The following is a 14563-nucleotide window of genomic DNA, read 5'->3' as shown; positions in this document are numbered from 1 at the left end:
TGTCAGCCGATGCCGACGCACATGTACTTGAGTTCGATGTAGTCGTCGATGCCGTACTTTGAGCCTTCACGCCCAAGCCCGGATTGCTTGATGCCGCCGAAAGGTGCAACTTCGGTTGAGATGAGCCCTTCGTTCACGCCCACCATGCCGTATTCGAGCGCTTCGCTGACCCGCCAGGCGCGCCCCAGGTCCCGCGTGTACAGATAAGAGGCCAAGCCAAATTCGGTATCGTTGGCCATCGCGATCGCCTGGTCCTCGGTTTCGAAACGGAACAGCGGCGCCAAGGGGCCGAAAGTTTCGTCACGAGCCACCAGCATCTGTCCCGTAACATCGCCCAATACCGTAGGTTCAAAGAAACTTCCGCCCAGCGTGTGACGCTTGCCACCAGTTAACACGGTGGCGCCCTGACCAACGGCGTCAGCGATATGCTCCTCGATCTTCGCTACCGCGCTGGCGTTAATCAGCGGACCTTGCTGCACGCCGGCTTCATGGGCCGGGCCCACTTTCAATGCATCGACGGCCGTCACCAGGCGTTTTGCGAACTCCTCGTACACTCCGCTTTGCACCAGCAGGCGGTTGGTGCAAACGCATGTTTGCCCGGTGTTACGGAATTTGGAGCCAATAGCGCCTTGTACCGCGGCATCGAGGTCAGCGTCGTCGAACACGATGAATGGGGCGTTGCCGCCCAGCTCCAAGCTCGCCTTCTTGATGCTTTCGGCGCATTGCGCCATCAGCACCTTACCGATGCCAGTGGAACCGGTGAAAGACAGTTTCTGTACCAAGGCGCTGCCGGTCAGCTCGGCACCGATCTCGCGGGACCGGCGTCCCGTCACGATGTTCAGCACTCCGGCAGGGATGCCGGCACGCTCGGCAAGTACGGCCAGAGCCAGAGCGGAGAGCGGCGTTTCCGACGCAGGCTTGAGCACCACGGTGCACCCGGCCGCCAGCGCCGGACCAACCTTGCGCGTGATCATGGCGTTGGGAAAATTCCACGGGGTAATAGCCGCGACCACGCCAATGGGCTGCTTGATTACTACCAGACGCCGCCCCGGCTTATCGTGGGGGATCACGTCGCCATAAATGCGCTTGGCTTCTTCGGCGAACCATTCGATGAAACTGGCACCGTAAGCGATCTCGCCGCGGCTTTCCGGCAACGGCTTGCCTTGCTCCCAGCTGAGCAGGTGGGCGAGGTCTTCCTGGTTGGCCATGATCAAATCGTACCAGGCTCGCAGCAGCTGGCTACGTTCCTTGGCGGTCTTTGTGCGCCACGCGGGGAGGGCTGCATGAGCGGCTTCGATGGCACGACGTGTCTCGGTCGCCCCTAGGGAGCTGACTTCGGCGATCGTCTCGCCAGTGGCGGGGTCCGTTACGGTGAAGCGTGCACCGTCGTCCGCTTCGATCCATTCGCCATCAACGTAGGCTTGCTCGCGCAGCAGGTTCAAATCGTTGAGTTTCATGTCAGTTGTTCTCGTACCTATTAGTAAACACCGCCACCAGAGGTCGGTGCTGGCTCGGTGTCTTTGAAACGGGAAGCCAGCGCTTGCAGGCCTCGCATTAGCACGGTGGTGTCCACACCTACCGCAACAAACAACGCCCCAAGTTCCAGGTAGCGACGCGCAAGCTTCTCGTCTGCGCTCAAGATGCCTGCAGCCTTGCCAGCCTTATTCACCCGAGCAATGGCGTTTTCGATCGCTGCCTGCACCTCCGGGTGCCCTGGATTACCACGGTGCCCCATGGATGCCGAGAGGTCGGCCGGGCCGATGAATACGCCATCCACACCTTCAACGGCGGAGATGGCGTCCAGATTTACCAGCCCCTGCTGGTTTTCGATTTGGACCAGCAGGCAAACTTCCTCGTCCGCCTTGTCCAGATAACTTGGTACCGTGTTCCAGCGAGAGGCGCGGGCCAGGGCGCTGCCCACGCCACGTACGCCATGCGGTGGGTAGGTAACGGCACGAACCAGTTCCTGGGCCTGTTCGGCCGTTTCCACCATGGGCACCAGCAGCGTCTGCGCGCCGATGTCGAGCACTTGCTTGATCAGCGCGGTGTCACCCAACACCGGCCGAATCACAGGTTGCGCGGGGTAGGGAGCCACCGCCTGCAGTTGCCCCAACAGGCTGCGCAGGTCATTGGGGGCGTGTTCGCCATCGATCAGCAGCCAGTCGAATCCGGCGTTGGCGGCGAGCTCTGCGCAATAGGCGTCGGCTAGCCCCAGCCACAGGCCGATCTGCGGCTCTCCGGCTTTGAGACGGGCCTTGAAGGTATTTGTCAGCATTCCGGAATCCTCTGAGCGCTTCAGGATCGTGACTCAGACAAACCGGCAGGCGATGCTGCCGAGCATGTCGTAGTCCACATGGAAGGTGTCGCCAGGGTTGGCAGCTACGGGACGTGTGAAGGAGCCCCCGAGAATCACTTGGCCAGGCTGCAGCGTCACGTCGTAGGCCGCCAACTTGTTCGCCAACCAGGCCACGCCCTTGGCCGGGTGGTTGAGCACTGCGGCACTGACGCCGGACTCTTCTATCACCCCGTTGCGGTAGAGAACCGCAGGCACTTTGCGCAGGTCGATTTCAGTGGGTCGGACGGCGCGGCCACCCATCACCACACCCGCGTTGGCGGCATTATCGGAAATGGTATCGAACACCTTACGGGTAGCTTTGCTCTTCGGGTCTACCTGCTGGATGCGCGCGTCAATAATCTCCAGCGCGGGGATCACCCACTCAGTGGCATCCAGCACATCGAATACCGTGACGTTCGGGCCCTTGAGCGGTTTGCCGAGGATGAAAGCGAGCTCCACCTCCACGCGCGGCACGATGAAGCGGTCGAAGGGAATGTCTGTGCCTTCATCGAAGAACATGTCATCGAGCAGCGCGCCAAAATCCGGCTCGGTAATGTTGGAAGACACCTGCATGGCACGGGATGTCAGGCCGATCTTGTGGCCCACAAGTTTGCGCCCGCCCGCGATCTTCTTCGCCACCCAGGCACGCTGGATCGCATAGGCATCTTCGATAGTGATCGCTGGTTGATCCAGGGAGAACTGGCGCACCTGTTCCCGGGAGCGTTCGGCCTGGTCCAGGCGATCGGCGGCTTGCTGAATAAAGACGTGGTCGAGCATATGGGAAATCTCGTGGTTCAGGGGTTAACGGTCAAGGCACGGGTGCGCAGTACCAGCAGGCCACCTAATGCAATGAGGAAGGCCAGTACATACAGCGCCAGGCTGGAGCTGTGAGTGGTGTCACGCATCCAGCCGATCAGGTAAGGGGCCAGAAACGCGGCCACGCTGCCGAACGAGCTGATCAAGGCGATGCCTGCGGCCTGGGTCCGGTTGTTGAGGTAGGCGGGGGGTAACTGCCAAAACATCGGGAGGGCGGCGCTCGCGCCCATGCCGGCCACGACCAGGCCCGTCAGTACTGGCGCGGCCTGGTCCGGCGTCGCTCCGGCCAGGGCTATTCCACCGGCCGACATCAGTAGGGGAATGCAGAGGTGCCAGCGACGTTCACGACGGCGGTCCGAAGAGCGGCCACAGGTGAGCATGAACAGGCAGCCAGCGACATAGGGCACGGCGCTCAGTAGGCCAACACTGGCGTCGCTGCCGATCCCAGCGCCATGAATCAGGCTGGGCATCCAGAAGGCGAGGGTATTGACTGCGAGCATGACCGCGAAGTAAATCGCGACCAGCAGCCAGATAGCGGGAGTGTTTAATAGCGCGCTGAACGATGTGACAACTTTTCGTTGGTCTTCCTGGCTTAGCTCTCGCGTCAGGGCCCACTTTTGCTCGTCGCTGAGCCAGCGCACGGCATCGATGCGTTCTGGCAGTACCGCCAGCACCAAGAGCCCCAGCAGGATCACAGGCGTACCTTCGAGCAGGAACATCCACTGCCAGCCGCGCAGGCCCCCTGCGTTCTGCATCAATGCCAGGATGCCGCCAGAAACGGGACCTCCAATCACACCTGCCAGTGGTACCGCAATGGCGAACAGGGCCGTGACCTGGGCCCGGCGCCGGGCCGGATACCAGCGGTTCAGGTACACCAGGATACCAGGGAAGAAACCGGCTTCAGCCACGCCCAGAGCGAAGCGCAGTACATAGAAGCCCGTGCTGCTTTCGATGAAGAGCATGCTGGTAGACAGGGCGCCCCACACGACCATCAGGGTCGCGATCCATCGCCGCGGCCCTACTTTGTCCAGGGCAAGGTTGCTGGGGACACCGAAAAGCGCATATGCAACGAAAAACAGGCCGGCACCCAACCCGTATACCGTGTCGGTAAGGTGCAGGTCATTGCTCATTTGCATCTTCGCGAAGCCGATGTTGATCCGGTCCAGATGCGCGAAGAGGTAGCACACCAGCAGCAGCGGCATCAGCCGCCAGGTGATGATGCGATGAGTGGCCTGGGTCGTGGAAATTGGGCCGTGCGAAGGCGATGCGGTATGGACAGTGCTCATGGTTTTATACTTTTTTGAGTGAGTACGGTACGTAGAGGCTCGGGCGTCAGTTCGCCTTATTGAACAGCGGATGAAGGCTGCTGTGCTTGCCGTCGTAAACCTGGCCGGGGCTTTGGTCGATCTGCAGCGTGATGCCTACCGGGCGTTGCTCGAGCAGGGTGCCTAAGTGGCTACTCAGTACCGCGAGCAGGCTGTCGCCGACCGCCTTGTGTACCGCCGCGCTACGTCCCACTCCCATGCGCAGGTTGGCGTATAAAAAGCCGTACTCACCCTTGCCATCAGCGATCGCAGAGTGGGCGGCAGGGTAGGCAAGCACCCGGGTCCCCCCGATCGGGAACACCGGTTTACCAGTGTCGTCATGTTGCTGGAGCATGGCGTCCGCTAATGCGCGGCAGAGCCCTGGCAGGTCGGCGTCGGTTTCTAGATCTGGGCTATACAGCAATACCAAGTGAGGCATGCGAGTCTCCTGTCATCACCGCTATCCCTATGGGCATGGCGTACGAAGTCATAGACGGCTAGTGGACGCTGCCGCTGCGGGATTACCAGCCTGGGCAGCGGGAATGCGCTCGCCGTTCTGCGGCGTGACAGGAAATACGGCATTGATCTGGCCGGTGCCCGAAGAGCCGAAGTAAGGCGTCAGCACCTCGGCCTTGCCATCGTAGTCGGACCACCCCAGAGCCCCGAGCAGCATGGCGGTGTCGTGCATGAACCCTTCGCCGTGGCCCTTGGAGGCGTACTCCGGCAGCATGGCGCAGAAGGCGTCCCACTCGGCGTTTTCCCACATTTTCACTACACGGTGGTCCAGCGTTTCCAGAAACGGGCTCCAGACCTTGGTCGCAAAATCCGGGGCCTGCCCGTTCTGGGCGAAGCGATGCGACAGCGAACCGCTGGCGAAAAAGGCTACGGTGCCGTCGTAATGGTCTTCGACTGCTTTGCGCATGGCCCAGCCCAGACGCGCGCTGTCGCCTAGGAAGTGCGAGGTGCACAGTGCGGAGACCGAGATCACCTTAAAGTGCTGATCTTTGTTCATGTAGCGCATGGGCACCAACGTGCCGTATTCAGGGCCCAAGGTCGTAGCATGGTGAGCCATGGTCTCAACGCCGAAGCGGTTGCACTCTTCAGCCAGGATGAGCCCGAGCTCTTTGTTGCCGGGGAATTCGTATTCCATGTTGCTGATGAAGTGCGGCAGCTCGTTGCTGGTGTACACCCCTTTGAACTGCTCACCACACAGCACGTGATAGTTAGCGTTCACCAACCAATGGGTGTCGAACACCACGATAGTGTCCACCCCAAGCTCACGGCAGCGGCGGGCGATTTCGTAGTGTCCGTCGATCGCTGCCTGGCGAAAGCCTTGGCGGGGGCCGGGCAATTCGGACAGGTACATGGACGGAACGTGGGTGATCTTGGCGGCGAGTGCCAGCTTGCCCATGAAGGGTGCCTCCTCTTGTTTTTGTTCGATCCCTCAGCGCCGGGCCTTCCGAAAAGCGGCTGTCAGACCGTTTTGGCCCGGCGCGTCGGGAAACGTGTGGGTGCTTTACACGCCCCAGCGAGGGATGTGATGGCTACCCATGGAAATACAGACGTTTTTGACCTCTGCGAAAACTTCAAAGCTGTACTCGCTGCCTTCGCGGCCCGTCCCCGAGCCTTTAACTCCACCGAATGGCTGGCGTAGGTCACGGACGTTCTGGCTATTGATGAACACCATGCCGGCTTCGATGCCACGGGCCAGTCGATGGGCCTTGCCGATATCCTGAGTCCAGATATAGGAGGCCAGGCCGTATTCAGTGTCGTTGGCCAGCTGCAGCGCCTCGGCTTCATCCTTGAATGGAATGAGGCACACCACGGGGCCAAAGATCTCCTCTTGAGCGATGCGCATTTTGTTGTTCACGTCAGCGAATACCGCGGGCTGAATGAACTGCCCTTTGGCTAGGTGAGCGGGCAGATTGGCCGGGCGTTCAAGCCCCCCAGCGACCATGCGCGCGCCTTCTTCAAGGCCAATACGGATGTAACCGGTGACCTTGTCGTAGTGCTGTTGGGTGATCATCGAGCCGACCTGGGTTTTCGGGTCGGTCGGGTCGCCCACGATCAAGCGTTTGGCCCGTGCGGCGAATTCTTCGACGAACTGGCCGTACACGCTTTCCTGGATGAAGATCCGGCTGCCGGCGGTGCAACGTTCGCCATTGAGGGAAAAAATGGTAAACAGCGCGGCGTCCAGCGCACGATCCAGCTGGGCATCTTCGAAGATTACCACCGGGGACTTGCCACCCAATTCCATGGAGTACTTTTTCAAGCCTGCGGTCTGCATGATCTTGCGACCGGTGGCGGTGCCACCGGTGAAGGAGATCGCGCGCACGTCGGGGTGACGAACCAGCGCGTCACCTGCGGTGGCGCCGTATCCTTGAATCACGTTCAGCACACCGTTGGGAATCCCGGCTTCGACTGCCAGGCGGCCGAGCTCGTTGGCCGTGAGTGGCGACAGCTCGCTCATCTTGAGGACGGCGGTATTACCCAGTGCCAGGCAGGGCGCGGTTTTCCAGGTGGCCGTCATGAACGGCACGTTCCACGGTGACACCAAGCCGCACACGCCCACTGGCTGGTAGAGGGTGTAATTGAGCATCTGGTCATCGACTGGGTAAGTGTGACCGTCCATGCGAGTGCAAACTTCGGCAAAGAAATCGAAGTTATGCGACGCGCGCGGGATCAATACGTTTTTGGTCTGGTGGATCGGCAGGCCGGTGTCCATGGTTTCTAGTTCGGCCAGCTTGGGCACGTTCTGGTCGATCAGCTCACCCAGCTTGCGCATCAGCCTGGCGCGTTCCTTGGCCGGTGTATTTGCCCACTTGGGGAAGGCCTCCTTGGCCGCGGCAACCGCTTGCGCCACTTCTTGCGCGCCGCCGCTGGCGACTTCACCGATGGCCTCGCCGGTGGCCGGGTTGTAGTTGACGAAGGTATCGCGGCTTTCAACTTCGCGGCCGTTGATCCAATGCTTGATCATGCTGTCTACGCCTCTTGTTTTTGCTGAGCGAAGAACTCGGCTTCGCTGACGATACGGTTGACCAGGCGGCCCACGCCCTCCACCTCAACCACGACTTCATCGCCTGGCACCACATCGGCCAAGCCCTCCGGCGTGCCGGTGGCGATCATGTCGCCGGGCTGCAAGGTCATGAAGCTGGAGAAGTATTCAATCAGGTAGGGGATATCGAAGATCATGTCCGCGGTGGTGCCTTCCTGCTTCAACTCGCCGTTGATCCAGGTGCGTAGTTTTAAATTGGACGGGTCGGGTACGTCTGCAACGTCCACGATCCAAGGACCCACGGGCGTGGTGCAATCACGGTTCTTCACCCGCAGGTTGGGCCGGTAGTAGTTTTCCAGGTAGTCGCGGATGGCGTAGTCGTTGCACACCGTGTAGCCCGCCAGGTACTCCAGTGCCAGCTCGCGCTTGACGTCGCGCGCCGGTTTGCCAATGACCGCGACCAGTTCACATTCATAGTGCATGTAGGTCACGCCGTCAGGCCGCCAGGTCACCTGGTTGTGGCCGGTATAGGTATTAGGTGACTTGATGAACGCCAAGGGCTCGGTGGGCGGGGTGAATGCCAATTCGCGAGCGTGATCGGCATAATTGAGCCCCAAGGCGAACATATTGCCGGTCGCTGGCGGCAGCCAGGTCACCTGGTGATCGGCCAGCACACGGCCATCGTTCAGGACCAACCGACCGCTGTCGTCCAAGCTTGCCTCATGAACCTGGCCTTCGAATTGGATACGAGCGCGTTTCATCAGGTGTACTCCTGTTCGGCGACAATGGTGTTGGCAAGGCGGCCAAGGCCAGTGATGTCTACCTCCACCCGGTCACCAGGCTGCACATCCACTCGGCCTTCAGGTGTACCGGTGATCAACACGTCACCGGCTTCCAAGGTCATGAACTCACTTAGCTCGGCGATCAGCCGTGCCACGGATCGCACTTGATTGGCCGTGGTGTTTTCCTGCACCACGTTACCGTTGACCAGCAGCCGAACGGTCAGCTGCTGGGGGTCGCTTATATGGGCCGCAGGTACTAACTTGGGGCCGAGCGAGCAAAAGCCGTCCCTGCATTTAGCCTTGACCGCAGGCCGGTAGTAGCTGTCTTCCGGCAGGCTGAATTCGTTGACAATGGTGTAACCCGCTACGTGGTCCAGTGCTTGGGCTTCCGTGACCCGGCTCGCGCGCTTGCCGATGACTACGCCCAGTGCCGGCCCAGGTTGCAGGCGCTCGCCAGTGGGGCGCGCCACGGAACCTCCATGCGTGTTACGAGTGTTCGGGGTCTTGATGAACAGCACCGGTTTTAGGGGCGGCTGTTGATAGGGCGCCTCGTTGAACTCAGGTAGGCGTTGAGCAAGCAAGCCCTGGTAGTTCAGCGCGATGCCGAAGAGCGTGCCAGAGGCCGCATCGTGCAGGCTTCGGGGCATCAGAAGTCTCCTGGATAGGGGTCAGCGCAAGGCAGCCCGATTATTGTTAATGTGTTAACGTTATAATTAAGATGTTAACGATGGTCAAGCCACTTTTGCCATGAGCGGACTTTGCAGAGCCTAGAAAAACGAGCAGCATGGCCACCCTGGCAGCACACAAGAACAATGAGCAGCGCCTATGAATACCCAACGCACGCCTATCCCCAATATCAACATTGGGCAGGTCTACGATCAGCGCTACAGCGACGCTGAAATCCACTACGACAAGCTGAGCAACCTGGCGGGATTCTTCGGCCGCAACATGCCGGTACACCGGCACGACCGGTTCTTCCAAGTGCATTACGTGAAGAGCGGCAGCGTGCGGGTGTATCTGGATGACCGCCAATACGTGGAAAGCGGGCCGATGTTCTTCCTGACCCCGCCTACCGTCCCTCACGCATTTGTCACCGATCCTGAAAGCGAAGGTCATGTGCTGACGGTGCGCCAGCAACTGGTGTGGAGCCTGCTGGAGCAAGATCCCCATCTGGCACCGCCGCCCCCCATGGGGGCTGCCTGTGTCGCGTTGGCCAGGCTCGCACCGGAGTACCACGCCGAAGCCAATCGCCTGGCTCTGCTGTTCGATGAGCTGCAAGCCGAAATCGGAAGCACGACGGCGGGCCGTGCGCCTGCCCTCGAGGCCCTGACGCGCCTGGTGATGATCAGCTTGCTTCGGCTGGCGGCGCAGTCCTTGGAAGCGCAACCGGCTCGGCACGAAGACCTGCAGGTGTTCCACCGTTTTACCGCGCTGATTGAAGCCCACTACCTTGAGCATTGGCCGCTGGCAACCTATGCCGCCAAGATGGGGGTCAGCGAGGCGCGGCTTAATGACATTTGCCGGCGTATTGCTGACCTGCCCTCCAAGCGCCTGGTGCTTGAGCGGCTGATGCAGGAGGCACGCAGGCTGCTGCTGTTCACGGGGCACTCGGCCAACGAAATCTGCTACCAGCTGGGTTTCAAGGACCCGGCCTACTTCAGTCGCTTTTTTCAGCGGTATGCGCACATGACACCTGGTGAATATCGGCTGGGGCGAGGCGGGCTCGGGGGATAGCAGCATGGTGGCTTTTCTTCTTGGGCATCTACACAGAAAAAACCCTGATAGTCACGGTGTAGAAATGAACGAATGCCAGTAGAGCGAAAGTCGATGATCCTCGGTAAATCGCCCATGCCCAATGGCTTTTCCAAGGTGCTGATTGCACTTTCCATGGCATAGCCTGTACACCCCAGTGCCTATGAAAAGTGCAATCGGCTGCGTGGAACGTCCATTTTCGCAAGCGACCTGAGCGGGAAATACTGGAGGGGAATCCAATAATAAGCGGTGCCCCTCATGAAACAGCCCAACCCCCTGCTTGAAGATCTCAAGGCCGTTTTGCCTACCATCGCCGCCAATACGGCGCAGGCCGAAAAAGACCGCCAGGTACCGTCCGAAAACATCGCCTTGCTTAAAAGCATCGGTTTGCACCGGGCGCTTCAACCCCGCACTTACGGTGGGCTCGAAATATCCCTTCCGCAGTTCTGTGACTGCATCGCGTTGTTAGCCGGCGCCTGTGCCAGCACGGCGTGGGCAATGAGCCTGCTGTGCACGCACAGTCACCAGTTGGCGATGTTTCCCAAGCAGTTGCAGGACGAAATCTGGGGCGCGAACCCCGATGCCACTGCCAGTAGCAGCATTGCGCCCTTCGGTAAGATCGAGGAAGTGGAAGGCGGGGTGATGTTCACCGGTCAGATGGGCTGGAGCAGTGGCAGCGACCACGCCGAGTGGGCCATCGTCGGCTGCCGCCGGCAGAATGCAGAAGGCGGTCAGGACTATTGCTTTGCTGTACTACCGCGTAGCGATTACGAGATCCGCGACGACTGGTACGCGGCTGGCATGAAGGGCAGCGGCACCAAAACCTTGATCATTGAAAACGTGTTTGTGCCCGAACATCGCATTCAAAAAGCCAAGGACATGATGGAAGGCAAGTCTGCGGGCTTTGGCTTGTATCCGGATAGCAAGATCTTCTATACCCCTTACCGCCCTTACTTCGCTAGCGGTTTTTCTACAGTAAGTTTGGGCGTCGCCGAGCGCATGCTCGAGGCCTTCAAGGAAAAAACACGCAACCGAGTACGCGCCTACACCGGCGCCAATGTAGGGGCTGCCACGCCCGCATTGATGCGCCTGGCCGAGTCCACCCATCAGGTGGCGGCCGCCCGCGCATTCTTAGAGAAAACCTGGCAGGAGCATGCTGATCACAGTGAGCGCCACCAGTACCCGGCCCGCGAAACCTTGGCCTTTTGGCGTACGAACCAAGGTTACGCGGTAAAGATGTGCATTCAGGCCGTGGACCGACTGTTCGAGGCTGCTGGCGGCGGTGCTTGGATGGAGAGCAACGAGCTGCAAAGGTTGTGGCGAGACTCCCATATGACCGGTGCTCATGCCTACACGGACTATGACGTGTGCGCGCAGATACTGGGCCGCGAGCTGATGGGCCTGGACCCTGATCCAAGCATGTCCTGATTCACTTTTTCATAATAATAATCAGGGGCCGCCAGGCGGCTCCGGGAGTGCTGCATGTCCAATGAATTCGATCCCCGTGCTTTCCGCCGCGCCTTGGGCAATTTCGCTACCGGCGTCACCGTAGTGACCGCTGCCACCGAATGCGGCAAGCGCGTGGGGGTGACCGCCAATAGCTTTAATTCGGTATCCCTGGACCCGCCCCTGATCTTGTGGAGCCTGGATAAGCGCTCCAGCAGCCACGCGGTCTTTGAACAGGCGAGTCACTTCGCTGTGAACATCCTTGCTGCCGACCAGGTGGACCTATCCAATCACTTTGCCCGGACCAAGGAAGACCGCTTCGCCGATATCGCCTATGAGTCTGGGGAGGGCGGCGCGCCAGTGTTTGCCGATTGTGCAGCGCGTTTCCATTGCGAGAAATACCAGCAAGTGGATGGAGGAGATCACTGGATCATGCTAGGGAAGGTGGTAGCCTTCGACGATTTCGGCCGAGCGCCATTGCTTTATCATCAAGGCGCCTACTCGATGGTGCTGCCCCATACCCGCATGACCCAGCGTGACCCGGCCGAGCGCCCTAACAGCCATTTCCAGGGGCGCCTGCGCGACAACCTGTATTACCTCATGACCCAGGCGGTACGCGGTTACCAGAGCCATTACCAGCCGCGTCAACTGGCAACGGGCCTACGTACCAGCGAAGCACGCATGCTCATGGTGCTGGAAAACGACGCGGGTTTGGATCGAGGCAAGTTGCTACGGGAAGTGGCCATGCCCCAGCGAGAAGTAGAGGAGGCGATCGCTAACCTGGCACGCAAGGGCTTGGTTGCTCAGGAGGAAGGGCGGGTACGGCTGACTGTTGCAGGTATCGACCAGACCGAGGCGTTGTGGAGCATTGCCCGGGAAGAGCAGGAACGCGTGTTTGGTGAGTTCACGCCCGAGCAGGTGGAAGCGTTCAAAGACGTGCTTCGCGCCGTGATCGCGCGATAGTCCCGGCCCTGTAAGGAATACTGCAGGCGCTAAATCGCGAGACCTCATTCTGAATCGGTGCCGTGCGACCGTGCCAATGGGTTCTCGTCTATAGGAGTTATGGCCATCCAGCCTGCCTCGAGGGAATGCAGCAGATCTCCGATCTGGCCAGGCCCGACATTCTGCGCACCATCTATTCCCTCAAGGCATTGGGTACTGGATTGCGCCAGGCGTGAAATCGCTACGTCCACAAGCCGCATGCCTTCCTCACTCAGCTGAATCAGCTGTCCTCGGCGGTCGCGCGGGTCGGGAATTCTATTGGCTACTCCACGTTCAACCAGTTTGTCTGCTCGATAGGTAGCTGCTCCCGAGGTCACCTTGAGCAGGCGGAACACATCGGTTGGTCGCATGCAATAAGGCGCTCCGCTGCGGCGAAGGGCAAACAGCAGCATAAGATCTTTAGCACCCAACCCCAAATCGGTGGCAATCACTTCAATGTGGTGGTCGATCAACATCGCCAGGCTGCGAATACGCAATGTGATCCCCAGGCCGTGATGATCAAGATCTGGACGCTCCTTGCGCCATGCTTCGGCTACGGCCTCGGGACTTGCTGCAGGGAAGAGGAGCTCGTTCATACAAAACCTATCGGTTAGCCGTAAGGCAATAATACCTCACGTTAGCCAAAGAGGACCTAGCCCACGTACCGGTTGATTGCTGCGTCGAAGTCATCCGCCAGGCGTGACTCGAGTCAGCGTTAACATGCTAACAATCTTCTTGACGCTCAGGGAAAGCGCGCATAGCCTTGACTATATCTTAACTATTAAGATTCTTTTTGACTAAGACAAGGCTGCCGCCCAAGGCGGCGTTTCCGACAAGAACAAGAATGGGACTCGCTATGCTAACCGCTGAACAAAATCGCTTGGTGACGGACGTCACGCCTGGAACCCCTCTGCATAAATATTGGAAACGTCACTGGATTCCAGCCTTTCGCAGCGAAGCGCTCGAAGCCGGAGGCGCACCGCAGCGTGTTGAACTGCTGTGCGAGAAGTACGTGGCTTTTCGTGGCGACGATGGCAATGTCGGCTTCCTTCACGAAGCCTGCCCTCATAGAGGCATTTCGCTGGCACTAGGACGCAATGAAGGCAACCGGCTGACCTGCATTTTTCATGGCTGGAGTTTTGACGCAGAGGGCAATTGCACCAGGATGCCCACCGAGAAAGATCAGAGCTTTTGCAAGAAGGTCAAGGGGCAGGGATTCAAAGTACGAGAGGGTGGCGGCATCGTTTGGGTGTTTCTAGGGGACGGCGAAGCGCCGGCCTTTACCAACTACGCCTTCACCTATTACGACCGGATCCATGCGAGACCTCGTGCTTCCTATAATGAAGCCAATTGGCTACAAAACGTCGAAACGCTGATGGACTCCGCTCACATTGGTCTACTCCATCACGACACCACTGCAAATCCAGATCTCCCGCAAGCAGGCTTGCAGCTTGTTACCGGGAACGACACGCCGAAGTACACGCTGGAAAGCAAGCCGTATGGTCTACGATCGTATTCGCTGCGTACCACAGGGCAGGAAAAAGACTACCTACGCGTAACCGAGTTTGTAGCGCCGGCCACGGCTTTCATTGGAACCACCGACCAAGAGGCTGGGTTCTTGATCATGGTCGTCCCGGTGAACAACACGCGCAGCCTTCAGTGGTACGTCTACTGGGATTCACGCCAACCTATTGATGAAAACCTCCCGGATTTCGCGTTGCTTGGTACTGATGAGTCTGATGACAATTTCGCAGCCTCCCGCCAAGGCTTACCCAATTATGGTCAGGATCGAGAGGCAATGCGCGCAGGCCGGAGTTGGACAGGCGTGCCAGGCGTTATTTTCGAAGACTATGCGGTCGCCGAGAGCATCCCGCTTGTCGACCGCACCCGGGAATTCCTTGGAAGCGGAGATCTGGCAATTGTCCGCCTTCGCCGCGAGCTGATGGAGCGCATCCGTCAATCTGAGGCTGGAGAGGATTGCGTCCAGGCGGACAAGAGCGACTATCGCTCCTTGCGTGCGCTAGCTGACATGATTCCCCAAGGTACTGCCATTCAAGATTACACCGAGCAAAAGCGCCAAGAGCGACGGCTGACCTATCTCTGAGCCCGTTCAGCCGCCACACGCCTGAGCGTGGCGGTTGAGCCTTCTAAT

The 14563-nt window shown here is 59.5% G+C and carries 14 protein-coding genes; 4 read left to right on the top strand and 10 right to left on the bottom strand.

Translation table 11 applies throughout. The features are described 5' to 3' along the window. Positions 1–2: 2 nt before the first annotated feature. The 9 genes from AC3Z8Y_RS15935 to AC3Z8Y_RS15895 form a co-directional block, all read right to left on the bottom strand. On the bottom strand, positions 3–1457 hold the full coding sequence (locus AC3Z8Y_RS15935; protein WP_490086653.1) for an NAD-dependent succinate-semialdehyde dehydrogenase: 1455 nt from the start codon (positions 1455–1457) through the stop codon (positions 3–5). 20 nt (positions 1458–1477) lie between these two features. Next, a complete protein-coding gene (gene hpaI, locus AC3Z8Y_RS15930; protein ID WP_490086652.1) occupies positions 1478–2275 on the bottom strand; it encodes a 4-hydroxy-2-oxoheptanedioate aldolase in 798 nt (265 codons plus the stop codon). Between the two features lie 33 nt (positions 2276–2308). Further along, on the bottom strand, positions 2309–3112 hold the full coding sequence (gene hpaH / locus AC3Z8Y_RS15925; protein ID WP_490086651.1) for a 2-oxo-hept-4-ene-1,7-dioate hydratase: 804 nt from the start codon (positions 3110–3112) through the stop codon (positions 2309–2311). 17 nt (positions 3113–3129) lie between these two features. Further along, on the bottom strand, positions 3130–4437 hold the full coding sequence (locus AC3Z8Y_RS15920) for an MFS transporter (RefSeq protein WP_490086650.1): 1308 nt from the start codon (positions 4435–4437) through the stop codon (positions 3130–3132). Positions 4438–4483: 46 nt separating this feature from the next. Further along, positions 4484–4894, bottom strand: coding sequence for a 5-carboxymethyl-2-hydroxymuconate isomerase (locus AC3Z8Y_RS15915; protein WP_490086649.1), 411 nt, complete (start codon positions 4892–4894; stop codon positions 4484–4486). A 48-nt stretch (positions 4895–4942) separates the two neighbouring features. Beyond that, the gene (gene hpaD, locus AC3Z8Y_RS15910) at positions 4943–5866 is read right to left on the bottom strand and encodes a 3,4-dihydroxyphenylacetate 2,3-dioxygenase (protein WP_490086648.1); all 924 of its coding nucleotides are present in this window, start codon (positions 5864–5866) and stop codon (positions 4943–4945) included. Positions 5867–5971: 105 nt separating this feature from the next. Beyond that, positions 5972–7432 carry a 5-carboxymethyl-2-hydroxymuconate semialdehyde dehydrogenase gene (gene hpaE, locus AC3Z8Y_RS15905; protein WP_490086647.1) on the bottom strand — a complete coding sequence of 487 codons (1461 nt, stop codon included), beginning with the start codon at positions 7430–7432 and terminating at the stop codon, positions 5972–5974. Between the two features lie 5 nt (positions 7433–7437). Then, complete coding sequence (locus tag AC3Z8Y_RS15900; protein ID WP_490086646.1) at positions 7438–8211, bottom strand: fumarylacetoacetate hydrolase family protein; 774 nt, start codon at positions 8209–8211, stop codon at positions 7438–7440. After that, positions 8211–8879 carry a fumarylacetoacetate hydrolase family protein gene (locus tag AC3Z8Y_RS15895; protein WP_490086645.1) on the bottom strand — a complete coding sequence of 223 codons (669 nt, stop codon included), beginning with the start codon at positions 8877–8879 and terminating at the stop codon, positions 8211–8213. The genes AC3Z8Y_RS15900 and AC3Z8Y_RS15895 overlap by 1 nt, the downstream gene beginning before the upstream one ends. Positions 8880–9057: 178 nt before the next feature. On the opposite strand from AC3Z8Y_RS15895, the gene hpaA reads away from it, so the two are divergent. The 3 genes from hpaA (at position 9058) to AC3Z8Y_RS15880 (ending at position 12393) form a co-directional block, all read left to right on the top strand. Continuing rightward, a complete protein-coding gene (gene hpaA / locus AC3Z8Y_RS15890; protein ID WP_490086644.1) occupies positions 9058–9966 on the top strand; it encodes a 4-hydroxyphenylacetate catabolism regulatory protein HpaA in 909 nt (302 codons plus the stop codon). Positions 9967–10242: 276 nt separating this feature from the next. Further along, positions 10243–11412, top strand: coding sequence for a p-hydroxyphenylacetate 3-hydroxylase oxygenase component (locus tag AC3Z8Y_RS15885; protein ID WP_490086643.1), 1170 nt, complete (start codon positions 10243–10245; stop codon positions 11410–11412). A 54-nt stretch (positions 11413–11466) separates the two neighbouring features. After that, complete coding sequence (locus tag AC3Z8Y_RS15880; RefSeq protein ID WP_490086642.1) at positions 11467–12393, top strand: p-hydroxyphenylacetate 3-hydroxylase reductase component; 927 nt, start codon at positions 11467–11469, stop codon at positions 12391–12393. A gap of 44 nt (positions 12394–12437) precedes the next feature. Here the strand turns inward: AC3Z8Y_RS15880 and AC3Z8Y_RS15875 are convergent, their stop codons facing one another. Continuing rightward, positions 12438–13007 (bottom strand): MarR family winged helix-turn-helix transcriptional regulator, encoded by a 570-nt coding sequence (locus AC3Z8Y_RS15875; protein ID WP_490086641.1) that lies wholly within the window; start codon positions 13005–13007, stop codon positions 12438–12440. Between the two features lie 260 nt (positions 13008–13267). Between AC3Z8Y_RS15875 and AC3Z8Y_RS15870 the strand changes: the two genes are divergently transcribed. Continuing rightward, positions 13268–14515: a Rieske 2Fe-2S domain-containing protein gene (locus AC3Z8Y_RS15870; RefSeq protein ID WP_490086640.1), complete on the top strand. Its 1248-nt coding sequence runs from the start codon at positions 13268–13270 to the stop codon at positions 14513–14515. Positions 14516–14563: the final 48 nt, after the last annotated feature.

Source organism: Pseudomonas sp. 3MAES_34.3B, from assembly GCF_058145875.1.
Note: the sequence above shows the minus strand (reverse complement) of the source record. Positions and strands in the feature narration are given on the sequence as shown.